A 26,309-nucleotide genomic window follows, 5' to 3' on the forward strand; every position below is an offset into this window, starting at 1 on the left:
GCAGGACTCGTGGGGGCGGCCTGCCTCTATTTTCTTCTGATGGTCCCCCATTCCCTGGCCGTGGACCTGACGGCCGAACTGACAGCCGGGTATGATTCCAATCCGGCCCTGATCGATCCGTCCGAGGGCTCCGGGTTTTCCGTGTATGGGCTCAGGGCCGGCCAGCCGTTGGGTTTGACCGATGATCTGAGCCTCGACCTGTCCGTAGAGGGAAGATACCAGGATTACTGGAGCGTGGGCGACAACTATCGGGTGCAGGCCGATGGGGCCATCACGTACTCCCTGGCCGAAGGCAAGCTCCTGCCGGCACTCATGGGAGAGGTGGCCGCCTATCGGGATGCGCTCATCGAGGCCGACGATCGGAACGAGGCCATGGTGGGCATTCGGGCCGACTGGATCATGTCCAGCCGACTGACCCTGGGGTTCGAGCAGACCTGCCGCTGGCTCAGCTATTTGAACTGGGCCATGCCTTTTTCCGGCAAGGGACAGGGGAGACAGGAGGTAAAGGGCGGGAAAGGCGGCAAGCGGTCTTCTCCCGCGTTTCGCCCTGAGAAGGGAGGGGAACCGTCCCCGTGGCGCCCGGATTCTGGTGAGAAGGGGAACCGCCCCCTGCATACGCTTTACCCCCCACGGGACAACCGCCTTCTGGCGACGGCCCTGAATCTGGACGTTTTCATCCTCTCCTCCCTGACCGGCCGGGTCTATGGGGCCTATGGAGACCTGGACGCGTCGCTGGATATGGAATCGTACAGGGAGATCCAGGCGGGGGCCGCCCTTTCGTGGGCTCCGGCCCCTGAATGGTTGGTGGGGTTGGAGGCCGCGTGGTTCCGGACAGACTACCATCGGGTCCCGGAAAGCATGACCCGCGTAAGACAGTCCAATGACACCTGGTCCGCAGGGATCCAGGTCAGCAGGTTCTGGGGCGATTTCGAACTCTTTGGGCAGGCGGGGTGGAAGTCCGGCGATGCGCCCCTCGACTATGAATCCTATACCCAGACGGTTTTTCAATGCGGATTTTCATACTCATTCTGATGGGCGTCCTGCTCAACGGATGGGTTCTCGACGCCTCGGGCGAGGACCTCTTTTTGGGCCGCGTCGTTTCCGTGGACCGGGATGCCGGAAGATTGTCCGTCCTCCTCCTTGAAGAAGAATCCGATGGGATGGAGGGAGAGGGAGGCGCCGGAAAATCCGTGGAGGTCGCCATCCATCCGGATCGGCTTCCGAAAAATCTCTCTTCGGGGAGCATTGTCAGGATATGGGGCGACAGGTCCGAGATGGAAGGCGTCCTCAATGCCGCCAGGATCTACGCAACAGGGAGCGGCGCCGGGGGGAAAGACGCCACCGGGGTACGACGCCGTATCGGCAAGGGCAGAGGCCAGTATGGCGGAAAGGGGGGCGGCAAGGGTCATGGCAGGAATTAGACGCGGTCTCCCCCTCTGGGCAGCCAACCTGTTTGTCTTCTCGCTTCTTTTCTGTGTTGTGACGGCCTATTTCCTGTGGCAGGTCCACCAGGCCAAGGAGGACTTCCTGTCACACGTGCGCGAACATGCGGTCCTGATGGCAGAAGTGATTCAACTGAGCGCCCGGGGAGGCGTCCTCTCCAAACAGGCGGCAGAGGAAATCCTCGAGTCTTTTTTGCGTAACACGGCCCGTTTTGTGGACTATTTGGACAAGGTGGAGCCGTTTACGGCAGAAGAACTGACCGCCTTTTCGCAAGAGGCCGGACTCACGGGGATCGGCATCCACCGAGGACCCGGAGAATATGTGGAAGGCCCGCCGGAGTGGCTCCCAAACCACGATTCGGCCCGGTCTCCTGCTCCGGGGCTTCGACACCTGCCGAAAGAAGGGCTGTATCTTTTTTCAGGGGCTGATCAGGGGGCTCCGGGCCGGGTGATGGTGGGCATGAGCGATGCGCAGGTCCGGACCATTCAGGAGCACCTGGGATTAGACAATGTGATCCGGACCCTTGCGGGGATTCCCCGAATAGGCTATGTGCGAATGAAGACGGCCCCGGGCGCGGTAATGGGGTCCCCGGAGACGGCTTTCGTGATCATGAAAGAGGAGGGCGGCCGCAGGGTTGCCGAGGCCCGGGTCCCCATGGATGGAGCGGAGATTGCCGTAGCCCTGGACGCCGGATATCTGGACCGCTCCATTGGACGTCTGTGGCGCGATTTCTTCATCTTTAGCGCGGCCCTTGCATCTCTCGGCATCGTCCTGTCGCTGATCCTCTACAGGCGCCAGGCTGCCCACATTGCCCAGGTCAAGGAGTTTGACAGGCAACTGGCCCTGGAGCGGGAAAACGCCTCATTGGGCCGCTCCGCAGCCGCTATTGCCCACGAGGTCCGAAATCCCCTAAATGTCTTGGGCATGGGCCTCCAGAGGCTCCTGATAGAGGCTGACGAGCTGAGCGATGATCACCGCCACCTTGTTGATTTAATGCTCGATGCGGTAAAACGCGCCAACACCAGCGTGGAGGGACTTCTGAGATATGCCCGCCCCCAGAGGCCATTGAAAAAAGCCATGCGCCTCGATCTGTTGGTCGAGGACATGCTCCTTCTGTACGCCCACCGCTGCGAGGCGTCGGGTATAGAGGTGTCCCGGCAGATCAGCTTCCGAAGGTCGATTCCGGGAGATCCCGGCCTCCTGGGGCAGGTGGCGGAGAACCTCCTGAAGAACGCCATCGAGGCTCAAACCGGCGGGGGGGTTATCCACGTGGAGGTGTCCCCCGGACAGGACCAGGGGGTCTGCCTGAAGGTGACCAACAGGGGCTTTTCCCTGGAACCGGAAGCCGCGGAACGTATTCTGGAACCTTATTTTACCACCAAGGCGGATGGGACGGGTCTGGGCCTGACCATATCCCGAAGGATCGTGGAGGCCCACGGGGGCCGGATGACGGTCCAGGTCCATGAGCCCGGGACCGTGGAGATCTCGGTCTGGCTCCCCGCTGCCAGGGCCGGAAGAGGGACAACAGGAGAAAAGAGCACAGATGGAGGGGCCTCTGAATGAAAATTCTGATCGTTGACGATGATCCTACCCAGCGGGAATTGCTGAAGGGGTTCCTGGAAAAGCAGGGTTACTCCGTCCTGACGGCCCCTGACGGCCCGGCGGCCCTCCGCCTCTTTGAAAGGGAACCGGTCCACCTGGTGCTTCTGGATCACCGGATGCCCGGGATCAGCGGGGCCGTGGTGCTGGAAAAGATGAAGGGGATGAACCCGAGGGTGCGGATCATCATGATCACGGCCTTCGGCGATGTGGACACGGCTGTCACGGCCATGAAACTGGGCGCGTCCGAATTCATGGAAAAGCCCGTGGACCTGTCCGTGCTCTTGAAAATGATCCGGCAGATCGAGCAGGAGATCGCCGTTGATGAAGATGTGGCTGAGGTGAAAGAGGTGGTGGCGGAGGGACCGCTCCCCCTCAAGATCATCGCCGAAAGCCAGGCCATGAAAGATGTGCTCTCCCTGGTAAGAAGGATGGCGGGGAGTCACTGGCCGGTCCTTGTCTCCGGTGAAACCGGGACCGGGAAACAACTGGCAGCGCACCTGATACACCTTCTGAGCCCGAGAACCGACGCTCCCTTCATCGTAGTCAACTGTGCGGCCATACCGGAGCCGCTTTTTGAAAGCGAGCTGTTCGGGCATCTGAAGGGGGCATTTACCGGGGCCTCCCAGGGCCGAAGGGGGCGATTTGAACTGGCCGGCGGCGGAACGCTCATGCTGGACGAGATGGGTGAGATGCCCCTTTCCCTTCAGCCCAAGCTCCTCAGGGCAATCCAGGAAGGGAAGATCTGCCCGGTGGGGAGCGAGGAGGAGAAGGATGTGGATGTCAGGCTGATTTCCGCTACCAACCGCAACCTCAGAAAAATGGTCGATGGCGGAACTTTCAGGGAAGACCTATTCTATCGCATTCGGGTCCTGGAGATCGAGATCCCTCCCCTGCGGCGCCGACGTGAAGACATCCCCTCGCTTCTGGAACTCTTCCTGAAACGGTATGCTTCTGCTCCCCTTCGGTTTACGCCCGAAGCAGAAGACATGCTGATCAAGTACCCTTTTCCCGGCAATGTCAGGGAACTGGAGCACATGGTGCAGCGGACGGTTACCCTGACTAGGGGGCATTCCATTACGCCGGCCGATCTGCCCCACGAAATCCGGCATTTCCAGGCCACGACCCAGGGCACCCTTGAGGAACGACTGGAGGCGGTGGAACGGGAAATGATCCTCTCGGCCCTTGAAAAGAGCGACTGGGTCCAGACCCGGGCCGCGGAGCAGTTGGGCATCAGTGAACGGGTGCTCAGGTATAAGATGAAAAAGAACGGCATTCGAAGGAGCGGCTCATAACCATATCGGATCTCACAGAATGCCCCGAATCCTTGCGGGATGCTTCATTCGCAATCCTTTGGATCCCCCTTCGCGAAACAGGATGGGGCCGTTTCTTTCAGTTCCCCGGGGCCATACCTTGCATAAACCGAAGGAGCGTCTGCGCGGCATCGTGCCTGGGTCGCCACCCGAGCCTCTCCTCTGCTCTCCTTGCGCTGACCAGGACCGGGTACCTCATCAAGCACCCGGCCCATCCAGGCACTCCCTGGGGAATCATTCCGAGTCTTGCGGCCAGACGACATATCGGGAAGAAAACCCATGGACGCAACACAACCACACGCTTCCCCATCAAGACACCCATTTCCCTTGTCGTCATCGGTCCTTTACCGGCGAGGTTGAAGATATCGGAACGCTGGTAACCCAGACCAAGTCGAAAGGCCTCGGCAACATCCTCGTCCCAGCAGAGGTCGATCTTTGGATCTTCGGGAAAACAATAAAGGGTCTTTCCCGACAGCCCCTTCCCGACCGTGTTGTTGATGCCCGGGCCAAGAAAGATGGAGGGCCTGTAACGGATGATGATGGTGGAAGGGCTGTGTCTCTGTAGCGTGTTCAGAATATCCTCAACTGCGCCCTTCGTCCTGGAATAATACCAGTCGTTGTTGGGTCGCAGTAAAGAGCCTTCGCGGAGGGGAACCGGATTGTCCGGGTGGGCGCCGTATGCCGCTACTGAACTGGCGTATATGATCTTTGGCACCCCCGCCGAGATCGCCCCTTCAAATATGCGCCGGCTCCCTTCGATGTTGATCTGGTCAATGTCCCGCATGGACAGTTTTTTGGGGGGCTCCACAATAAACGCCAAATGGTAGACCACGTCCACGCCCGCGAGGAGACGGGCAAAATCCGCGCAGCGCACGTCGGCCTCTTGAAAGGTCATCTTGGGTGCAAGGGATTTCGGGTGGACAATATCCAATCCCAAAATGGATTCAACATTCGGGTCGGCCCCCACATGTCGAACGATCAAGCCTCCCAGGTAGCCCGAAGCGCCAATGACAGCGACTTTCATGTGAGCCTCCGTGCATCATCGGTTCACAAACGGCCGTATCTCTTCAAATGCCTGTGGGAGACGCTCTTCCTTGAACCCCCGTTTCCTCTGCACACAACTCTCGCATCTCCCGCACGCATCTTCCGAGGAAAACGGGTCATAGCAACTGTGGGTCTCTGCGTTGTCCACGCCGAGCCCCTGACAGTACGGATGATCTCGGCCTTGACCATCCTGATGACCGGGGCCTACGTCTTCACCACCTTCTTCTCCCCGCCCCACGCCCCGGCCCTTCCCCTCGCCCACATCCGTATGCGGTCCCCATGATCTCATACCCCGAAACCCTCATGGGAGGTCCTTTAGGGGAGAGATACCCTAAGAAAGATCTCGCTGATTCCATAGCCCGTCATGTCGCAGCTGTCAACGAAAAGATCCTCAATCCGCGGACGAATGCCTTCTGAGAGGTGCGGCCCGGCAGGGGCCGTCTGGACCCCGGCGCTGGGGTGTCATGCCTTCGAGATGATCCGGTGAAAGGCCCAGGGAAGAGAGAGACCTATGTTTTTATGCCTTTCTCCGAGTGAGGGCTTCAGGGCGGCCATAGGTTTCAAAGTTGACAGCGATTTCTTGAATGAGATAAACACATAAGGTATACTTGGATTACCAAGACTTGACGAGCGCATCTCGTTTTTCCCAGCACATAATGATCAGGGAAGGTGATCGCCTTGGAAAACAGTTTTCAGCTGGCAGATACCCAAACCTAAAAAATTGAGGGCGTCCCAGAATGACGGACATACAGGGGTACTGAATGATATGCAGAGCATCAAAGGGTGTCTTTTCTCTTCTTTTGGCGTGGGTTTCGGCATTTGTTTTCTTAAACCAGCCGGCAACTGCAGATGACGCTGCCACACTGACCTATACCCTGAAAGCGCCGGCCTACCGTATACAAGCAATGGGCGATGGTTTCGACGCGGTCCTGATCGACGGTTATTTCTCTTATGCAGTACCAGGCTACCCTGACTTGCCATGCAGGATTTTTCGATTCGCTGTGCCCTATGACGTGAGAGCGCAACATATTGAGGTGTCATATTCTGTGAGGAGAACAGAAAATGTCGGTAAATTCAATATCAGAGAATTGCCCCCCATGGGAACGAGGGATGGCAACAGACTACTCTTGGGGGGAAAGGCTGAGGTTTATTCAAAAGACGCCTATTTTCCCCGGGAAACGATCGAATATTTGGGATTTTCCCAGATGAGGAAATGGAAATTTATCAATGTGAAATATACCCCCTTTCAATACAATCCCATGAGCAGAGAATTGAGATATATCCCTGAAGTGGCGGTGACCATCACTTATGGTCGCGCGCCCGGCAGTTCGGCTCATGAAGCTGGACTTGCGGATGCTAAAATGGATGATAGGGCGAGACAACTCTTTGAAAACTATTCAGAAGCAACGGCCTGGTACAGACCGGTCAAAGCTGAGGCAGAACCATCTGCGGCCCATGACTATGTTATCATCACAACGAATTGGATCAAGCGCAACAGCACAAAGCTGAGTAGCTTTGTCTTTCACCTTTCCAGCAGAGGATATTCTCCTCTAATCATAACCGAAGATGAATACGGTGGCCTGACCGGGCAATCTCCCGATGGCACTGCCGAAAGGATACGACAATGGTTGATAAATAATTACAGCAGTTTGGGAATCATCTATGTATTGTTGATAGGGAACCCTGATCCGGATGATCCGAGCAGCGGCAGCGATTCAGTAGGAGATGTGCCCATGAAGATGTGCTGGCCGAGAAAAGGGGAAGAGTGTTTTAGAGAATCACCAATAGCCTATTTTTATGCCGATCTCACCGGGAACTGGGATCTCAACGGCGATGGGTATTTTGGGGATTATGACGGGGACAAAGGGAGTGGTGGGGTAGATTTTGCGAATGAAGTCTATGTGGGAAGGATTCCGGTCTACTCGGGCGTCACTCATTTGGATTCGGTTTTGACGAAGACGATCAATTACGGAAATGCAACGAGTATTGACTGGAGAAAGAGCGCTCTTATGCCTATGAGCTTCTCAGACGCATCCACAGACGGGGCTCACCTGTCTGAGGCGATGATCAATAATTATCTGAATCCAACAGGTTATTCCGAATACACATTGTACATGCAGGGCACGTATTGCAGCGCCGCCGATTCGTCCTATTCAAGTGATCAGGAGCTCTTAAACGATGTCTCCTGGCAACGGTGGCGCTACTATCCTTACGGGATGGTATGGTGGTGGGGCCACGGAAGCCAGACCGGGGCCGACATCGGATATGACGGTTGCCCCCCGTTATGGTCCCCTCGAATTATTGAGAGCAGCGATGCTGCTGCGCTGAACGACAATTATCCATCACATGTTTATCAGTGTTCTTGTCTTAACGGTTACCCTGAAAATGCAGACAATTTGGGGACGGCCCTCCTCTACAACGGCGCCATCACAACGACCTCTGCCAGCAGAGTGAGCTGGTATGCTGTAACCCGGTGGGAGACCAGCTTGAAATATTATTGCGATAATGCAAGCATCGGGTATTATTATGGCCAGGAGTTAGTCGCTAACAGGAAGGAGGCATCCAAGGCGCTTTTTGATGTGAAGAGCGACATGGGGGCCAATATGAATGAGGATAGCGATTGGGGTGGGAAGAGCTGGATGAATCTCTTTGATTTCAACCTTTACGGTGATCCTGCCGCGTCTATGGTGATCTCAGCCGTTTCTTCATGCCCCGATTGTCCTGCGAGTGGCATGATTACGAATGTAACATATGCCACAGGCACCACCTGTTCGTGCTCCAATGGCGCATCCATCGTATTGGGGAGCAATGTCAAAGTTGAAGGCGGCGCCACCGTGACCTTCACAGCACCGACAGTTACACTCAGCCCTGGATTTCATGCAGAAAACGGATCCACGGTGAATATAAATTGAGGGCGTCCCGCCCACACATAAAGCAGATGAGGACAGCCTGGCTTATCATATTTTTCGGCGTGTTAACATGGTCCGGGATATCTCCGAAATACCCACTGGTCTGGTTTCTGGAGGTGGCGCCCGCTTTGGCGGGGTTCATCGCCTTGTGCGCCACATATAAGAAATTCCGTCTTACACGTCTTGCTTATACCCTGATACTGATCCATTGCATTATTCTGATGATCGGAGGCCATTATACCTATGCAGAGGTCCCGTTATTTAACTGGATACGGGATTATCTTGAACTTGAGAGAAACAACTACGACAAGGTCGGGCATTTTGCCCAGGGTTTTGTTCCTGCCATTATTGCACGGGAGATATTCATGAGGCAGTCGGTTATAAAGAATGGCGCATGGCAAAACTTTCTTATCGTATGCGTGTGCCTTGCATTGAGTGCATTCTACGAGCTTATTGAATGGTGGGGTGCCCTTGTCTCCAGTGAATCTGCCGAGGCCTTTTTAGCTACGCAGGGCTATGTATGGGATACCCAATCGGATATGGCCTTCGCACTGCTGGGCGCGATATCGGCATTGGTTCTTCTCTCCAGGGCGCATGATCGTCAACTCAAGAGGATCCAAGGATCGAAAGGCGGGTGACATCCTAGGCGTATCATGACCCATCCGATGACCCGCCTCAGACTCAGACAGCTCCTCCCGGATCAGTGTGGGCCTCTTCCAATAGATGACCGTGGACCGATTGGGCAAGCCCTTTGTCTTCATTTCCCGTGAAAATGGATTAGCAAAGCGCGCAGGCTCCGGATCAGCCTCCCGGAGCCGGCAGACTCACCCTGTCTCGCAACCCGGCTTCGGATGGGTTGGCCTGACGCCATGTCATATAAGTAGCACTGCAGAACAGAATAGGGTGTTGACCTGATTTTATTGCGGTCCATCCGGGGTATAATTAGAGCCTGAACGAAAATCACGCCTTGGCGTGATTCAGGCAGAATTGGGAATTGAGGAATTCCGAATTGGTGGAATAAAGTTTAAATTAATAAAAGCAATTTTTCGATTCGACCCCTTTTGAATTTCCGGGTTTCCGTTCAGCCATTAAATTAGATATACAGTTCGAAGGTCATTTCAAAGGTGAATTTACAGACATAAACATAGCCTATCACAACCGGGCAAAGAAAATGGGATGATTTTTCTGTTGGTGACCCGCCGCAACCAGAATCACCATATATGAAAGCCGATGAATTCGTCGCCTTATCGAATACATCAGAACCGGAAAAGAGAGTTTCATAAGGGGGAACGTCATGAAATGGAACACATTCTTACTGATTCTGTTCTGTGCGATTATGGTTTCCGGACCCGGAACAGCCCTGTCCCAACCTCAGCCTCCTGTGGTGACCCCGTTCGTCTCCGGGACCTGGGCCCAATTTTCCTGGACCGGGGTAAGCGGGGCAACCGGCTATACCCTTTCTTATGCGCCGAAGACCTCCACGGGCTTTGGATCCATCGTAACCGTGGATGTGGGGATGCAAACCCGTCTGTCGGTCTACCTTTGGCCCGGAGCCGCGTATTACATGGCGGTTCAGTCTCGCGATGCTTCGGGAGTAAGTCCGTATTCCAACATCGTAGAGGTTGTCATTGAAGATCCGGGGCCGCTTTCCGGGGAGTTTCAGGTGTTTGCCTTTAATGACCTGGGCATGCACTGCTACGACCCGGATTTTTCGGTATTCAGCATCCTGCCGCTTTACAATGTGCTGAATGCGCAGGTGATCCAAAAGGGGACGGCTCCCAAGATCATGGGTCCGGCCGTCTCGGTCACGTACCAGGCCATGGCCGATCAGACCGGCTCCATCAACATGACAAGCGCCGGCAAGACAAATTTCTGGGATTATGTCCTCCCCCTGTTCGGCGCCGATCTTCAGGTGGATGAAGGGCTCATGGGGGCCAAGATGCCGGGCATCACCAATCAACCCCAACCTCTTCCGTGGGAAGGGGAAAATGTGTATTGGTTTAGTGCCGCAGGAATTCCGATTACTTCCTTGGACGACAATTTGAACGTCAACTCCTATCCCCTGATGAATGTTAAGGCCATGGATCCTTTAAACACCGCTGTCCTTTCCTCCCTGCCCGTGGTGGTTCCCATATCGGATGAGATGAATTGCAACGTCTGTCATGCCACCGGAAATGTGGGGGCTTCCATTTCCGGCCTGCCATGGAGCGCCAATGCCAACCCGGCGATCCAGTATAGGGAAAACGTCCTGATCCTTCATGATTATAGAAACGGCACGAACCTGTTCAACAGTCAGCCGGTTCTCTGCGCCTCCTGTCACTATTCTCCGGCCCTGGACCTGACCCATGCCGGACCGGTGGGACCGCAGATAACCAACCCGACCCTTTCCCGGGCCGTACATGGATATCACGCCACAAGGACCCCTGTGGATCCACCCAGTGGAAATGCCTGTTATTATTGCCATCCGGGTGAAAATACCCAATGTGCTCGAGGGGCCATGGATACGGCGGGTCTGAGTTGTTCGGACTGTCACGGCACCCTGACCGCCGTGGGCCATGCAAACCGGACCCCCTGGACGGATCTCCCCACGTGCCAGTCCTGCCACACGGGGGATGCCCTCAACAATTATGACGGCCAGATCATTCGACGCAGGACCTATGCCGACAGCCCGGATCAGGCCACTTTTATTGTTGCAGCCAATAAGCGATTTGCCGAGCAGGCCGGGACGCTTTATCGGAACAGCGTCGGACATAACGGTGTGAGCTGCCCGTCCTGTCATGGCAGTCCCCATGCCATATGGCCTTCACGGGAAGCGAATGACAACTTGGCAGCCCTTCAGATTCAGGGTCATGACGGCATGATCACTGAATGTGCGGCCTGCCATGGAAGCGGATTGCCCTTGACCCTTAACGGACCTCATGGCATTCACAATGTAAACAGTCAGGCATGGGTCAAGGACCATGAAGAATTCAAGTCTCAGGCGGCCTGTGGGACGTGCCATGGTGCGACCGGAGACGGGACGGTGATTTCAAAGGCCGCGGCAGACCGAATTTTTGAGGTGGAAGATCGTATTGTCGCCATTCCCAAGGGTACGCAGATCGGTTGCGGTCTTTGCCATGAAAATGAGCTTGTCGGGGATGACGACGACGATGATTGATCAATGGATGACTTTGTGAAGTCCGGTAAGGTAAAAAGATTAGCGTGAAAAGGAGTTACTGAGATTGCGAAGCAGACACCCTCGTAAGGGTGATCGGTCTGATAACTCCGCGGTCACCCGGCTCCTTGATCACCTCGTCAATAATCGTATACTTGGAATAAAGACCGTTAAAAGAGTCTTTGTTCGCAGCCTTTAAATCCGCAGTGTAGTGTACTCTATCCCCTGAATACATCACCAGATATAGGCTGCTCCCGCTGACGACCCCATTGACATGATAGTCTCCCAAAACTCCGGTAACTGAACGGCCTTCCTGCGTGAACTCCGCGGCACCCCATTCCGGTGAATTCCATGCGCCTGAAACATTAATTTCCGGTTCGGCTGTCTTCGTATCCAGCCAGTGTTGGCCCCTGGTCATGGGTATGCCGCAAGATGCAAAAAAGAAGCCCAGGAGAACGACCCATACGATTGCGTAACATCTGTGAAGGAAAGATCTTGATTCCATACGACACCTCCATCTGAATTGACGCCACTGATAAAAGCTTGTTTTGATGGTAAAGTGTACGTCAAGAATGCACGGCGTGTCAAGAAGCGCCCTTAACGGGATTGATCCCGGCGGCAAAAGGTATGTATTGAGATTTTATTGAAAGATGGATTACTAAATGTTAGAAATGCATCTTCCTTCCGCGTTAAACGGAGATTAAGATGTATCATGGAGGAGGATTTCATGAAAATCCCGTTCACCCCGCTTGCGATCGGAGATCTTACCCTAAAGAATCGTTTCGTCCGTTCGGCCACCTATGATGGGGGAGCGGACCCTGGCGGATTTGTTTCAGAGTGGCAGATTGACCTGTACACCGCCCTGGCCAGAGGAGAGGTCGGGCTGATCGTCAGCGGCATCTTTAACGTGGATTCAGCGGGAAAGATTTCCCCGTCTCAAAACTCAATCCAACGGGATCATTCCATCGAAGGCTTGTCATGGCTGGTCAACGCGGTTCATGAACATGGTTCCAAACTGGCGGTTCAGCTCTTTCACGGCGGCAGGGAGGCCTTTCGCCGTCAGGGGGCGTTGGGTCGGCGTGCCCTGGGTCCCTCGGATCTGGAGCCGGGAGAGGACCCTTATTTTGAAGGTGCCTGCAGGGGCATGACAGCTGAGGAAATCGAGGCCGTCATCGATGCCTTCGGAAAGGCTGCGGGCCGGGTCAAGAGGGCGGGGGCCGACGCGGTGCAGGTACATGGCGCCCACGCCTACCTCCTTTCCCAGTTCCTCTCCCCCCAAAGTAACCGGAGAAAAGACAACTGGGGCGGTCCTCTTGAAAACCGCCTTCGACTGCACAAAAGGGTCTATGCCGCGGTGCGAAAGGCAGTGGGGAAGAAATACCCGGTAATGATCAAGCTGGGGGTGGCGGACGGGTTCGCCGGCGGGCTCGAATTTGAGGAAGGTTTGCAGGCGGCGGTGCAACTGGCTGACCTCGGCTATGACGCTATCGAGGTCAGCCAGGGTCTCAGGGGGGGTGACTTCACCCAAGCCGAGTTCCGCCCGAAGATCGTCAAAAGGGAGCAAGAGGGTTACTTCCGGGAATGGTGCCGGCAAGTCAAGGCGAAAGTCAATGTGCCGGTAACCATGGTGGGGGGACTGCGCAGTCGAGACCTGATGGAGGAGGTCTTAAGCGCGGGTCACGCCGACCTCGTGGCCCTGTGCCGGCCGTTGATTCGGGAGCCGGACCTAATCGCCTCCTGGAGCACCGGTGAGGAACGCCGGCCCACCTGCATCTCGTGTAACGGCTGTTTTGATCTGATTTTGACCGGCGCACGGTTAAAATGTGTCCTCGGGGAAAAAGAGGACGCACATCTGTGATGTGGTGGGGGTGCGCTCCGAACGACCGCCCCGATGCCTTGAATAAACGCGACCAGAAGGCCCTGGAATGAACCTGGAGGGAAGTTCTTGCCAGGCAGATTCAGGTGCCGAGATGTCAGGGCTTGAGAGAGATTTCTTATGAAGGATAATTCTGAACTCAAAAGACAGGCCCTGGAACTCATCAACCGGCAGAGCACCATGACCCTGGCCACGGCCCGTGATAATACGCCCTGGGCCGCGCCGGTGTACTACGTGTTTTACCAATCCGCGTTTTTCTTCTTTTCAGATCCGGAGTCCAGACATATTATCGAAGCGATGGAAAGCAAACAGGCGTCAGCCGCCATCTACCCCTATGCCGACACCTGGCAGGGCATCAAGGGAATTCAGATGTCCGGCGCCGTTCGGCAATTGACACCCGGTATCACCGCTGTTCAAGCCATTCGCGCATATACCAGAAAATTTAGATTTGTCAGAGAGTTCTTTGACGCCGGTCAGGCATTGAACCTGGAAAACTTTGTCAAGCGATTCAAGGTTCGTTTCTACAGGCTGGATCCCCGAATCGTTTACTACCTGGACAATCAGATCAAATTCGGGTTCAGGGAGAGAATAACGCTATGACGCCGCGGTTAATGGGGCTGCGCCAAGATGGATCTGCCAAAGACTTTTCTCCATATCCTGCATCATAAGGGGAACAGAAATATCGTGTCAAGATGCGCCTTGGATGCCTGCATCCATATATCTTGCAGTGCCTGAACGAAAACCCCGTTCAGGCACAATTGAATATTCAAGAATTGAAAATTGAAAATTGATGGAACAAAATTTACATTAACAGAACCTCTTGTCATATTTCACTATTTCTTGATTTTCCGGGTTTCCGTTCGGGTACTATCTAAAGTTGATTTTGGCATCGGGTCATCCATTTACGTATGAGGCCATATGCATGCAGGGGCCCTCAATATGGAAAGCCGCCTTGACACTGATGATCCACCCGGATACACTATGAAGCGGCCAGGGCTTCTGATTAACTCAATTTTACCCACGGATTCGTATGGGCGCCCCCGTTGTCTTTTTACTCATCGGAATACGGGTTTTGCCCCATTGTCGTGAGATTGGAATATGGAAATAATGTCTTGCATGGTTGGGGAATTTGTTCCCTTTTGTAAGTATCTTGAGAGTCCAAAGTTCTCACGTCATGCCGGACTTGATCCCCGCAAGTACGGGATCTTCGACCGGCATCCAGAACATTTAACTTATCAAAAAGACACTGGATTCCGGCTTTCGCCGGAATGACGGCCTGGAATTTATGCATTCAATAAAATCAATACATTACGAGAACTTTGGACTGTGGAGTAAGTATTGAGAGATTGTTTTTTCCAAAAACTTCAGAATACCATCCAATGGAGACCACACTATGAACCGTTCGAACGCTGCAATGTTGATTGTCGGTATGACCGTGCTGCTGTGGCTGACCGGGTGCGCCACGGAGCCTTATGTCAGCGGCGGCAGTTTTGATCAGGAAACCGCCGCTGCCATTACCTTGTTCACGAGGAGCGATCGCACCATGCAAAACCTTTTTGACTCCGCTGCCGGATATGCGGTCTTTCCGACGGTGACCAAGGGGGCTATCGGCATCGGTGCTGCGCATGGGGACGGACAGGTGTTTGCCGACGGGAGATTGATCGGCCTCTCCTCGGTGAGCCAGGGCACTATCGGCCTGCAACTAGGGGCTCAGGAATACGCCGAGGTGATTTTCTTCCGGGACAAAGTCGCCCTGGACAGGTTTGCAGAGGGTCAGTGGGCGTTGAGCGCGCAGGCCACGGCCGTCGCCGCCTCCGAGGGAGCGGCCGCCGATGCGAACTACCAGAAAGGCGTGCTGGTGTTCACCCTTGCCAAGGGTGGCCTGATGTTTGAAGCCAGCGTCGGCGGTCAGCGGTTCACGTTTACCCCGCTGCGCAAGCTGCCGCTGTATTGACACCCCGTGACGTCTGCTTTTCGGAATGATGGCAGACGGGATTCAGTCTGCGGCTTTGCGGTAGTTCAGTATTCGTTAAAGGTCGGATAACAGTTCACCCCGAGGGGTTGAACCCCCTTTGATACCCTGATAAATTATGCCATACGTCACCTGCACCAAAAAAAAATCACATCCAAAGGTCAGCATTGAGGTCTGTACCCGATGCAGGGTGAAGAACTGTCCCGATTATCAGGAGTACTGTCAACCCACCTTGTTTCCCGCTTTGATTCAAGAAAAAACCTTCAGGTCACCCGTTAAAATACGGAAATCCAAACCCGAACCCCTTGCAAACGGCCCTGTGCAGCTGTCATTCATCGGACCGGCTGAACCATCAAGACAAAATAATTGATCGCAGTTGCCGTTATCATGAAGATTCGATTCCATTACTGAGAAACACCTGCTGGAGAATAGACAAATGGAACATCAAGACGGGTTTTTCAAAGGCATCCGGGATACCCGGATATACTATCACACCTGGTTGCCTGACGGCGATCCGAAAGGCATCCTGATCGTGGTGCATGGACTTGCCGAACACTCGGGACGGTACATGAATCTTGTCGATCACTTTGTGCCCCTGGGTTACGCCGTATATGGGATGGATCATATCGGGCATGGGCAGTCCGAGGGCGCCAGGGTCTATGTCCAGCGGTTTGAGGATTACACCGGTACCCTCAAGATCTTCCGTGACATGGTAGGACAATGGCATCCTGAAACGCCGGTCTTCCTGGTAGGACACAGCATGGGGGGATTGATCTCCGCGGTCTATCTCCTGGAACACCAGTCAGAGATAACAGGGGCCGTACTCACCGGTCCCAGCGTGAAGGTCTCCGACAACACGTCGCCCATCACGGTCTTCTTTGGAAAGATGTTTTCCGCCTTGATCCCTAAACTTGGCGTGATACGGCTGGAGGCAGAAGGGATCAGCCGGGATCCGGCGGTTGTGGCGGCCTATGTCAATGATCCTATGGTTTACAGCGGGAAGATCCCCGCCCGGCTGGCTGCCGAACTGCTCAAGGCGATGCAGCGGGTATCGGCTGAAGGCGCCGGGATCACCCTGCCCGTATTGATCATCCAAGGGGGGAAAGACAGGCTGGTGGATCCTTCAGGGGCCCGGATGCTCTATGAAAAGATTACATCAAGGGATAAAACCATCAAGATCTATGATGAGCTCTACCATGAAGTATTCAATGAACCGGAGCATGATCAAGTTCTAAGCTTTGTGGAAGGATGGCTGGCGTCACACCTCGGTTCACAGGGGTAACCATTTGCCGAATTCGGCGCATCCGGAACGTCTGCCCTGAAGCAGGGCGTTGATAGACAGGCCCGTTGGATGTCGGGCAAAGGGCCGGCCTTCATGATGTGCAATGGGCCGGGCCTTTGAAATGTCAGTTTTGTTGAACAGGTCTTAACATGCAGAACGTCCAGATATTGCCAACGCCTCCCACCTCCTTGACCCACCCGGTAAACCGGTCCGTCCGGACCCCCTCCATCTGATGCGGTACATACAATGGGATAGCGGGGAGATCCCTTGAAAGCAGATTTTGAAGCCGCATCACCATCCGCCGTCGTTCTTTAAGGTCAAGGGCCTGCATCTGCATTTCAGCCAGTCTGTCGAATCTGTCAGTGTGGTAACCAGAGAAGTTCCACTGGTTCGGAAGATTGTAAGCGGAGTGGAAGAATCGCCTCAGGTAGTCGGGGTCCAGGGACAGACCTCTCCAACTCAGGATAAACATGTCAAAATCCTGGTCGACTTTGACCTGGCGAATCAGATTGGCGAAGGCGGTGGAATCCCAGGACACAGGTATCCCGAATTCCCCCAGCCATTCCTGAATGGCTTGCCCGGAGGCGGCCATCTCCGTGTCGTAATGGGCCGGAGGGGTGATCAGCGTCAGGCGCCCCATGGCCTTGCCGTCCGGCATGGTAAGCCCCTTCCCTTTCTGCAATGATCCCTCGGCGTTCAGGGGAGGGACTTCCCATTGATACCCCCGGGCAGTCAGAATGGCGTAGGCCTCCTGTGTCCGCCGCTTCCGATCCATCCCTTTGCCGTAGGCAGGGGTGTCGGGATTGTAATAGAAGGTGTTTGACGGGGGGATAAAGGTATCCAGCCGCTGGCCATGGTCGTGCAGGATCCGCTTGACGATAAAGTCCTTGTTGATGAGGTAGGCCACGGCGCGACGAAAGTCAGGATCGGACATGGGCGGTTTTCTGAGGTTGAATCCCAGGTAGCGGTAGCCCTCATCCAGGGTCATGGGGACACTGATATGGGGGTTTTGAACAAGCTCTTTTACAAAGGCGTGGCTGATTCCCTTCCAGAGAAAATCCACCTCCCCCTTTTTTAATGCCAGTGTCGCGCCGGAAAGGGTCCCGTAGATTTTAAACAGGACCCCGTCGATGTAAGGCCCCAATACCCTTCCCGCGATATTTTTCCCTTGGCCGAAAAAGTGATCGTTTTTCTCCAGGAGGATGTAAGCCCCTTTTTTCCGAGAGGCAATCTTGAAAGGGCCGAGTCCTACAGGATCGCTGACCATATGGGACTGGATCATCTTGAGGGCAGCCTCTCTCTGCCTTTCCTCTATGGCTTCCGATGGATTTGAGTCCCCCGAGCCTGACAGGAGCGCTTCCGCACGCCTTACCAGGGGCTCCCATTGCTTCTTCTGAATGACCCAGCTGGTGAGGGTGCGCCTGGCAAAAATGGCCGTCGGTTTCCGAATCGTCATTCGGATTGTCCTCTTGTCAGCGGCCACCATCTTCTCCACAGGCTCCCAGTAGGCGTGATACCTCGGGATGCGGAGTTTCTTGAATAGCTCTCCGGTGAAGACCACATCCTCGGCAGTGAATTCCTCGCCGTCATCCCAGCGCATCTCCCTCAGATGAAAGGTCACGGTTCTGCTTTCGGGATCATAGACCGGCTGGTCTTGGGCAAGCCAGGGGATAAGGGTCTGGCTGTCAGGATCGACCAGATAGAGGGGCTGGTAAATCAGCTGGATAACCCTTTTTGTCCAGGCATCGCCGGGCTGAAACGGGTTCAGGTTCTTGGGTTCTTTCAGGATGGCGATATTGAGGAAGGTCTTGGCGAGGGCGGGCGCCGGAACGGCCGGCAAGGTCAAAAGCGTCAGGTAGAGGGCGATCCGCCATAATGCCGGGATGATCCTTTTCCGTGCATGGATTTTCATCATAAACCTCCTTTGAACAACATGGGGAGAGGGGGGAATCATATTTCCACCATGTAAGGCATCATGGGGAGGATGTTAATGGGGTATACCCCTCATTCTGTTTCCGAAATACCCCTCTTTTTCGAAAAGAATACACGGATTGCCCTATTGCACGTCATCCGGGGTTTGGTCAGACTGATAAACTTGGATCCAGAAAAGATGAGGCCAAGAAGACCGATTCGACGGGAGAAGACAGAAGATTTCATTGGGCACCAGCGGCAGGCAGTCCGGGTGAGCTGCCGATTCCGGAGAACTCGAACGAGGAAGGAGTAAGTTGAGTGAGCAGATGGCAGATTATTCTCATCGCCGGCCTTGTGGTCCTTATCACCGGACTCCATTTTATGACCCCCGTCAATATGCCGTCCCTCCATATTGTCTATCGGGAGCTGTACTTCGTGCCCATTATCCTGGCCGGTCTCTGGGGAGGCAAAAAGGGCGGCCTGTGTACCAGCATCGCCATATCCCTGATCTATATTCCGCATATCTTTTCTCTGATGAAGCCCCATCCCTCCCTTGATCCCAATATGATGCTGAATGTTTTGGCGACCTCTGCGGAGTCCCTGTGGGGAAATCTTTTTCAACTGATCTTCTACAATCTGGTAGGGTTTTTCCTGGGATATATGATCCAAAACATGGAAAAGGCACACCAGGCAAGCATAAGATCGGAACGACTTGCCGCTGTCGGTAAAACGGTTGCCGAGATTGCACATGACATGAAGGCCCCTTTGATGGCCATCGGCGGGTTCTCTGCCCAGCTGGCCAAGGCCATAGACAAAGATGATCAGGCCAGCCGCAAGAAGCTGAACATCGTCATGAAAGAGACCGCCCGCCTGGAGGCCATGATCAAAGACATGCTGGACTTTGCCAGGCCCCTTGAACTCAGCGTTTCACCTGCGGATCTGAATCAGGTGGTATCCGAAACCGTCGGGGTTGCCCAATCCATTGCACAAGAGGCGGGGGTCGGTCTCCTCATGGCGCTGGATCAGTCCATCCCTTCTTTGATGCTGGATGTCACGAGGGTCAGGCAAGTCATTATGAACCTGGTGACCAATGCGGTCCAGGCATCCCCCAAAGGAGAGGAGGTCACCATAAGAACCCGTGGTTCAGGCGGCGCGGTGGCTCTGGACGTGATCGACCGTGGCCGGGGCATCGCCGTTGAAGACCGGGAAAACATATTCCAGCCCTTCTTTTCAACCAAAAAGGACGGGACCGGCCTGGGTCTGGCAAACGTGAAGAAGATTGTCGAGGCGCATGGGGGCAAGGTTTCCTTTCGTCCCAATGCCGAAAAAGGGGTGACCTTCACGGCTGAGTTTGCTGCATGAGGCAGATGCTCAGGGGGGGGTAGAGTATGGGGTGAGGTCCATGCAACATTGCGTTTCCTTCCCTTTTTGGATATGATACGGCAACCGCATACGTTCGATCGGATTTTCGTCCCTCAGGCAAGGGTAAAGGGACAGGAAGAGGGGAAACACCGCTATGGAGTGTACCCTGCTGGGATCAGGGGGCATGATGCCGCTGCCCCATCGCTTTCTCACCGCTCTCATGGTTCGCCTCAACGGGGTCTCCTATCTCTTTGATGCCGGTGAAGGGGCCCAGATCAATCTGAAACGAGGTGGGCTGGGCATCAAATCTCTATCCGTAATATGCGTGAGCCATCTTCACGCGGATCACTGTCTCGGTATCCCGGGCCTGTTAATGCTTCGTTCCCAGGTTCCCGACCCCGGTCCTCTCGTTATTCTCGGACCGGCAGGGATAAAGGAGTTCATCAGCCAGGTCCAGCGTACGCTCGACTTTTTCATCGACTATTCCATACGCTTTGTGGAATGGGATGAGCGGGCGCCGGAGACCGCCTATGAGGATGAACAGGTCCGGATCAGATGGGCGCCCCTCAAACACACCACGACCTGTGTGGGGTATCGGCTGGAGGAGCATCCCCGTCCGGGGAGATTCGACGTCAAGGCCGCCAGGACCCTGGGTGTTCCGGAAGGACGGCTCTGGGGAAAACTACAGAGAGGGGAGCCCGTGACGCTCGACCACGGGGGGGTGATTCACCCCCGGCAGGTGCTTGGGCCCGGACGGCCGGGCAGGTCCATCTGTTATGCAGTGGATACGGCCGTAACCAAAGCCTTGTACAGCCTCTGCCGGGATGTGGATATGGCATTTCTGGACGGCATGTTTCATCCCCTGGAACAGGAGGAGGCGGTCCGTAAGGCCCATATGACCGTGGATGACGCTGCACGCGTCGCAAACCGCGCCGGCGCCAAACGGGTGGTACTTGTGCACACCAGTCCCCGCTACAGGGAAGGGGATCTCCCCGGGCTCGAGGAGGCCGCAAAAAAGAGATTCGAGAGGGCGGAAATCGGCCGGGATCTGGACAGTTATGTCTTAAGCCCCTCCCCATAGGGCTTTCAAGGAACAGGGAAGGTCGCCGAGTGTTACAACCCCTTATGGATGCAGCGCTTTAAATGATCCACCAATGGACGGGAGGGGAGAAGACAGGGTTTTTGCATTTCACCTTTGGTTCAATATAGGCTGCCTTGGGAGGCATGATGATTAGAGAACTCGACCTGGGACCCAAGCAACGCATGACCGTTGCCGCTGCCATGACGCTGGGGGCCGTGCTGGTGCTGGTGTTGATTTTCAGTGCGATCGTATGGGGGCTGGCCCACTTTGTGGGCGCCTTTAAGAATGTATTGCTGCCGCCCGTAGTGGCGGGCATCCTGACGATGCTGTTACGACCTTACTACGACTTTCTGCTCAAGGTCTGTCGCGGGTCCCGGGCCGCTGCCCTGATTCTTTTTTTTGTTTCAGCGTTCATCCCCCTGGCGGCCTTTTTCTGGTTCGCCGGCGCCTTGATCGTCTCGCAATTTCTCCGGCTGTTGGACGAGTTGCCCTCCGTGATCAACGCCATTCAGAGAGCGGGTGAATCGTATTGGCCGCAAGTCACCGAAGTGCTGGAGAAGTACGATCTGATGTCCAGGTTCGGCGACCTGCTGGAAAACCCCGGGGAGATGGTCACCAAGGCCATCCATGCTTCGGGAGAGCGGATGGCCCGGTCCATCGCCCAGATGTTTCAGTCCGCGGCGGGGTTGTTCGCGTGGGTGGTCCTCCCGATTTATCTTGCATTCTTCCTCATGGCAAAACCGTTCCAAACCGATCAGATTGGCCAATTTCTGCCTTTCCTGAAGGAGGAAACCAGGAAAGACGTGATCTATCTGATCGATGAGTTTATCTGCATCCTCCTGACATTTTTCCGCGGTCAGATCATCATCGCCTTTATCCAAGGGGTACTGTATGCGATCGGATTTTTCCTGGTGGGTCTTCCCTATGGTGCGGTTATCGGGATGCTGCTGGGGCTGCTCAACATTATCCCTTACCTGGGGAGCATCGCGGGTCTCGCCGTTGCCCTGCCCCTGGCCTATTTCAGCGACGGGGGAGGGATTACGCGGACGGCGCTGGTGCTGGGTGTATTCAGCGCGGTGCAGATCATCGAAGGCTATCTTCTCACCCCGAAAATCATGGGCAATCGCACCGGGCTTCATCCCGCCCTCATTATCTTTGCGATCTTCTTCTGGGGCGTCGCGCTGGACGGCATCATCGGTATGATGCTTGCCATCCCTCTGACTGCGTTTGCCGTGGTGTTCTGGAGGTTGTTGAAGAAGAAGTATATCACGGAGGTGGTGTAGCAGGGATCTCAATAGAGAGTCCCCCGGTCCAGACCTTCCCCGCCCCAACCTTCCATGGCGGCACCTGCCTGACAGCCATAAAAGGCGAGGAAAGAACAATTGCCCGGCAGCGGTGAATGTCATTGATCATCTTTGCCGAATGAAGTATGGTTTGGCCGATTTACAGATGGGGGAAGGCGGTGTGCAGCTTTGGACCCGTCTGAATCCGATGAAATAAGGAGATACCTGATATGAGCAAAGTCAAAATGACCCCCAGCGAGGCCCTGGTGGAGACCCTGGTGGCCGAGGGGGTGGAGACGGTATTCGGCATTGTGGGGTCGGCCTATATGGATGCCCTGGACCTCTTTCCGAATGCGGGCATCCGGTTTATTTCGGTGGCCCACGAGCAGGCAGCGGCCCATGCGGCCGACGGGCTGGCCCGGGTCACGGGCCGGCCTCAGGCATGCATTGCCCAGAACGGTCCCGGCGCGGCCAATTTTGTCAGCGCCGTCACCGCGGCCTACTGGGCCCACAGTCCGGTGGTGGCCATTACCCCTGAGACCGGCACCATGGGCATCGGAACCGGGGGATTTCAGGAACTGGATCAGATGCCGATGTTTCAACGCTCCACGGTCTATCAGGTCCGGGTCAACCGTCCCGAACGGATGGCCGAACTGGCCCGCCGGGCCTTTTACATGGCCAAGACGGAAAACGGGCCTGTCCAGCTCAATATCCCGAGGGACTATTTTTACGGCGTGTGCGAAGATGAGATCTATCCCACCCTGACCATTTCCAGGGGCTGCGGTCCAAGGGATTGCCTGAAGGAGGCGGCCCGGCTCCTGATGGATGCCCGATACCCTGCGATTGTGGCCGGGGGCGGCGTGAGCCAGGGGGATGCCCTGGCCGAGACGGTTGCCCTGGCCGAATATCTGAGTGCACCGGTGGTCAACAGCTATCTGCACAATGATTCCTTTCCTGCCCATCACCGGCTGGCTGTCGGTCCCATCGGATATTGCGGCGCCAAGTCCGCCATGCGGACCATTGCCAAGGCAGACGTGGTCCTGGCCCTCGGTTCCAGGCTCGGTCCGTTCGGGACCCTGCCCCAGTACGACATCGATTACTGGCCTAAGGATGCAAAAATCATCCAGGTGGATAAGGACGCCAAGGTCCTGGGCCTGAGCAAGCGGGTGGATGTGGCAAGCTGTGCCGATGTCAAGGAGTTTGCCGCGGAACTGCTTCTGGCGGTCAAGGCCCGTCATCCCGATCTGCCTGTCAATGCACAGCGTCTGGCGGGCATCGACACGGAAAAGCGCATCTGGGCCGACGAGCTGGAATCCTGGTCCACATCCGGGGAGAGGCCGATGCATCCGAGGCGACTCCTCCGGGAAGTGGCCCTGGCCATGCCCGAGGGGAGCATCGTGTCCACGGATATCGGCAATAATTCATCCATGTGCAATGCCTACCTCCGGTTTTCGGATGTGCGCCGGCATATCTCGGCCCTGAGCTGGGGGAATTGCGGATTTGCCTATGGCGCGGCCCTGGGGGCCAAGATCGGGAGGCCTGATGCGCCCGTGTTTGCATTTCAGGGCGACGGGGCCTACGGCATCAGCGGCATTGCCGAGGTGATGACCGCGGTCAGGGAGAATATCCCTGTGATCGCCGTGGTGGCCAACAATTTTGAGTGGGGGGCGGAAAAGAAAAACCAGATCGATTATTACAACAACCGTTTTGTGGGCGCCAATCTCAGGGGAAATCCCGACTATGCCCGGCTGGCCGAAGAGATGGGGGCCATAGGGTTCAGGGTGGAAGACCCGGCTGAGGTGGCGGAGGTCGTGCGGGAGGCGGTGGCCTCCAACAGACCGTGCGTCATCAATGCCATTATTCAGGGCGGAGAGGCGGTACTGGCAGAACCCTTTCGAAGGGATGCCCTCCAGATGCCGGTTCGTTACCTGGAAAAATATGCCGAGCTGAATGCCGTAAAGTGATCGAATCGGCATAAGAGTTGTCTGTTTTCATCTTTTTTATTGACAAATCAAAGAGGATTGATAAAACTGGCGCAGCTCAGGCAGCTCAGTAACTATCCGGGTAAAGCTTCTTCCTTGATGGCTTGAGGGCATAAAGGTTGCCAGATGAAACTTCCTGCAAAAAACCCTGTTGCGGTATTCCCGCGTCAGGGGTTTTTTTTGTTCAGTCTCATGGCTTTCACATAACTCCAAGGGAGGTGATGCCCGAAGCGCTTTGATAAGATAGCTGGTAATCGGACAGGTGTTCAGACTGGCAAGAACCCTTATCTAAGGAGGATGTCATGGCGCAACAAAATGAAACTTCAAGCCAGGGATTTCTGAAGGATTTGGGAGCGGGTTTGACGAACTGGACAGAGCGGTGGATTCCTGATGCCCTCGTGATCGTGTGGGTCCTTACTATCATCACCTTTATTCTGGCGCTTATCTGGGGCAAGGTGGGGCTCGGAGGGGCGGTTCAGGCATGGGGGAAGGGCTTCTGGGTCCTTCTGCAGTTCGCCATGCAGATGTGCCTGATCATGATGACCGGCTATATTCTGGCCTGTTCGCCCCCTGTCAGGAGACTTCTGGACGGGCTTTCCAGTCTGGCGAACCGGGAGAAGCCGTGGCAGGCCATCGTCATCATGGCCCTCTTCTCCATGGCGATTGCCTGGATCAACTGGGGCCTGAGCCTAATCGGGAGCGCCATGCTGGCCCTCTACATTGCCAAGAACAATCCCAAGGTGGACTACCGGCTTCTGGTGGCCGCGGCCTACCTGGGGCTTGGATGCACATGGCATGCAGGGCTCTCCGCTTCTGCGCCGTTGCTGGTCAACACGCCCGATAATTTCCTGATCAAGGGCGGCTATCTTACAGATACCATCAGTACGAACGCGACCATCTTCTCTCCCTTTAATCTCATCCTTCTCATCATTATCATTGTGGTGGTGACCGTTCTCATGGCCCTCATGCACCCCAGTGAGGAAAAGACATTCAAGGTCAGTCCTGAACTCATGGACAGACTCAAATTGTACGAGGCGCCCCCGATGCCGGCCAAATACACGGGCTTTTCAGACTGGGCCAACTGGTGGTGGGGGTGGAACCTTCTGGTGGCTGCGGGCGGATTCTGGTGGCTGGGTTCAGCGGTGGCCGAGGCGGGCTTTGCCAAGGCGATCAACCTGAATAATATCAATCTCTTTTTCCTGATGCTGGGCGTCCTGTTTCACTGGCGGCCCTGGAGCTTTCTCAAGGCGGCCGAGGACGCGGGAAAGGCCGTTTGGGGAATCGTCATCCAGTTCCCCTTTTATGCCGGGATATTCGGTCTGTTCAAATTCACTGCCCTGGCCACGGTATTTACCAGTGCATTCGTGACCGTTTGCAGCGGCGGGACATTCCTGCTGGTCACCTACTGGTATGCCGGTCTGCTCAACTACCTGATTCCCTCGGGCGGGTCTGAGTGGGCGGTGACTGCGCCCTACCTCCTCCCGGCGGCCAAGGAGTTGGGGATCGCGGCCAACAAGACCGTGATTGCCTATGCCTGGGGTGACATGATGACCGACATGATCCAGCCCTTCTGGGCCATTGCCATGCTGGCCGTGGCCAAGCTCAATTTCCGGGACATCATGGGATATCTGATGGTCATCTTTCTGGTGTACTTTGTCATTACATCTATCGCTTTTCTGATCCTGCCGTGGATCTAAGGGAAGGGCGGCTTTAGAATCTTTGATGCCAACTTCTCTGCACCCTTCGGAGAAGTTGGCGTCATATGGGTAAGCGCGTGGGGGTCTCTTTCTCCCGCTGTCGGCGGGACAAAAACCTGCAACAGCTCGTGGGAACGGCAGCAGGGCTTTAAACTGCGGTTCGTTACAGCCCCAAGAACAGGCTTTCATATAACGGTCGTTCTTGCTGCCTTTCCGTAAAAGGTATTCAAAGCTCTGGGGCGGTCGTCGAGCGTTATGGTCCCATTTTAATGTCCCGCCCTTGGGCGGGAGAAAGAGACCCCCACGCGCGCTCAAAAATTGCCGGGATTTGCACCCATACCTTTTTGGTTGCGGCCGTTAGGCCGCCTTGGGGGTTGTCTTGTTTTTTGGGATGGATACCC

20 protein-coding genes and 1 pseudogene are annotated in these 26,309 nt (G+C 55.4%); 16 read left to right on the plus strand and 5 right to left on the minus strand.

Annotation, left to right across the window (positions count from 1 at the left end):
* The 4 genes from K9N21_17600 to K9N21_17615 all read left to right on the plus strand — a co-directional run.
* Window positions 1-1,032, plus strand: a 1,032-nt coding sequence (locus K9N21_17600) for a hypothetical protein (GenBank protein ID MCF8145729.1), incomplete at its 5' end; no start/stop codon positions are given.
* Entirely contained in the window at window positions 1,008-1,421 is a 414-nt protein-coding gene (locus K9N21_17605; GenBank protein ID MCF8145730.1) for a hypothetical protein, read from the plus strand. The genes K9N21_17600 and K9N21_17605, both read left to right, overlap by 25 nt.
* Entirely contained in the window at window positions 1,408-3,006 is a 1,599-nt protein-coding gene (locus K9N21_17610; GenBank protein ID MCF8145731.1) for a GHKL domain-containing protein, read from the plus strand. The genes K9N21_17605 and K9N21_17610 overlap by 14 nt, the downstream gene beginning before the upstream one ends.
* Window positions 3,003-4,337: a sigma-54 dependent transcriptional regulator gene (locus tag K9N21_17615; protein ID MCF8145732.1), complete on the plus strand. Its 1,335-nt coding sequence runs from the start codon at window positions 3,003-3,005 to the stop codon at window positions 4,335-4,337. The genes K9N21_17610 and K9N21_17615 overlap by 4 nt, the downstream gene beginning before the upstream one ends.
* 97 nt (window positions 4,338-4,434) lie before the next feature.
* Here the strand turns inward: K9N21_17615 and K9N21_17620 are convergent, their stop codons facing one another.
* Both K9N21_17620 and K9N21_17625 read right to left on the minus strand, forming a co-directional pair.
* Window positions 4,435-5,379 carry an NAD-dependent epimerase/dehydratase family protein gene (locus tag K9N21_17620; GenBank protein ID MCF8145733.1) on the minus strand — a complete coding sequence of 315 codons (945 nt, stop codon included), beginning with the start codon at window positions 5,377-5,379 and terminating at the stop codon, window positions 4,435-4,437.
* 15 nt (window positions 5,380-5,394) lie between these two features.
* A complete protein-coding gene (locus K9N21_17625; GenBank protein ID MCF8145734.1) occupies window positions 5,395-5,688 on the minus strand; it encodes a 7-cyano-7-deazaguanine synthase in 294 nt (97 codons plus the stop codon).
* A gap of 472 nt (window positions 5,689-6,160) precedes the next feature.
* On the opposite strand from K9N21_17625, the gene K9N21_17630 reads away from it, so the two are divergent.
* The 3 genes from K9N21_17630 (at window position 6,161) to K9N21_17640 (ending at window position 11,465) form a co-directional block, all read left to right on the plus strand.
* Window positions 6,161-8,311: a hypothetical protein gene (locus K9N21_17630; GenBank protein ID MCF8145735.1), complete on the plus strand. Its 2,151-nt coding sequence runs from the start codon at window positions 6,161-6,163 to the stop codon at window positions 8,309-8,311.
* A gap of 26 nt (window positions 8,312-8,337) precedes the next feature.
* A complete protein-coding gene (locus K9N21_17635; GenBank protein ID MCF8145736.1) occupies window positions 8,338-8,946 on the plus strand; it encodes a DUF2238 domain-containing protein in 609 nt (202 codons plus the stop codon).
* A gap of 656 nt (window positions 8,947-9,602) precedes the next feature.
* Window positions 9,603-11,465: a cytochrome C gene (locus tag K9N21_17640; protein ID MCF8145737.1), complete on the plus strand. Its 1,863-nt coding sequence runs from the start codon at window positions 9,603-9,605 to the stop codon at window positions 11,463-11,465.
* Window positions 11,466-11,520: 55 nt separating this feature from the next.
* Here K9N21_17640 and K9N21_17645 read toward each other — a convergent pair whose 3' ends face one another.
* The gene (locus K9N21_17645; protein MCF8145738.1) at window positions 11,521-11,967 is read right to left on the minus strand and encodes a hypothetical protein; all 447 of its coding nucleotides are present in this window, start codon (window positions 11,965-11,967) and stop codon (window positions 11,521-11,523) included.
* A gap of 222 nt (window positions 11,968-12,189) precedes the next feature.
* Here K9N21_17645 and K9N21_17650 point away from each other — a divergent pair, with 222 nt between their 5' ends.
* Window positions 12,190-13,320, plus strand: coding sequence for an NADH:flavin oxidoreductase (locus tag K9N21_17650; GenBank protein MCF8145739.1), 1,131 nt, complete (start codon window positions 12,190-12,192; stop codon window positions 13,318-13,320).
* A 138-nt stretch (window positions 13,321-13,458) separates the two neighbouring features.
* Window positions 13,459-13,938 (plus strand): pyridoxamine 5'-phosphate oxidase family protein, encoded by a 480-nt coding sequence (locus tag K9N21_17655; protein ID MCF8145740.1) that lies wholly within the window; start codon window positions 13,459-13,461, stop codon window positions 13,936-13,938.
* 572 nt (window positions 13,939-14,510) lie between these two features.
* On the opposite strand, the pseudogene K9N21_17660 reads toward K9N21_17655, so the two are convergent.
* A pseudogene (locus K9N21_17660) lies at window positions 14,511-14,564 on the minus strand (hypothetical protein).
* Window positions 14,565-14,731: 167 nt separating this feature from the next.
* On the opposite strand from K9N21_17660, the gene K9N21_17665 reads away from it, so the two are divergent.
* Entirely contained in the window at window positions 14,732-15,292 is a 561-nt protein-coding gene (locus K9N21_17665) for a hypothetical protein (protein ID MCF8145741.1), read from the plus strand.
* Between the two features lie 454 nt (window positions 15,293-15,746).
* Complete coding sequence (locus K9N21_17670; GenBank protein MCF8145742.1) at window positions 15,747-16,592, plus strand: lysophospholipase; 846 nt, start codon at window positions 15,747-15,749, stop codon at window positions 16,590-16,592.
* 124 nt (window positions 16,593-16,716) lie between these two features.
* Here the strand turns inward: K9N21_17670 and K9N21_17675 are convergent, their stop codons facing one another.
* Window positions 16,717-18,507: an ABC transporter substrate-binding protein gene (locus K9N21_17675; GenBank protein ID MCF8145743.1), complete on the minus strand. Its 1,791-nt coding sequence runs from the start codon at window positions 18,505-18,507 to the stop codon at window positions 16,717-16,719.
* A gap of 314 nt (window positions 18,508-18,821) precedes the next feature.
* Between K9N21_17675 and K9N21_17680 the strand changes: the two genes are divergently transcribed.
* From K9N21_17680 to K9N21_17700, 5 genes are all read left to right on the plus strand, one after another.
* Window positions 18,822-19,865: a hypothetical protein gene (locus tag K9N21_17680; GenBank protein MCF8145744.1), complete on the plus strand. Its 1,044-nt coding sequence runs from the start codon at window positions 18,822-18,824 to the stop codon at window positions 19,863-19,865.
* A 154-nt stretch (window positions 19,866-20,019) separates the two neighbouring features.
* Window positions 20,020-20,946 carry a ribonuclease Z gene (gene rnz, locus K9N21_17685; protein ID MCF8145745.1) on the plus strand — a complete coding sequence of 309 codons (927 nt, stop codon included), beginning with the start codon at window positions 20,020-20,022 and terminating at the stop codon, window positions 20,944-20,946.
* Window positions 20,947-21,089: 143 nt separating this feature from the next.
* On the plus strand, window positions 21,090-22,229 hold the full coding sequence (locus K9N21_17690; protein MCF8145746.1) for an AI-2E family transporter: 1,140 nt from the start codon (window positions 21,090-21,092) through the stop codon (window positions 22,227-22,229).
* A gap of 230 nt (window positions 22,230-22,459) precedes the next feature.
* Window positions 22,460-24,193: a sulfoacetaldehyde acetyltransferase gene (gene xsc, locus K9N21_17695; protein MCF8145747.1), complete on the plus strand. Its 1,734-nt coding sequence runs from the start codon at window positions 22,460-22,462 to the stop codon at window positions 24,191-24,193.
* A gap of 320 nt (window positions 24,194-24,513) precedes the next feature.
* The gene (locus K9N21_17700) at window positions 24,514-25,908 is read left to right on the plus strand and encodes a TIGR00366 family protein (protein ID MCF8145748.1); all 1,395 of its coding nucleotides are present in this window, start codon (window positions 24,514-24,516) and stop codon (window positions 25,906-25,908) included.
* Window positions 25,909-26,309: the final 401 nt, after the last annotated feature.

This window comes from Deltaproteobacteria bacterium, from assembly GCA_021737785.1.
Classification (GTDB): domain Bacteria; phylum Desulfobacterota; class DSM-4660; order Desulfatiglandales; family Desulfatiglandaceae; genus AUK324.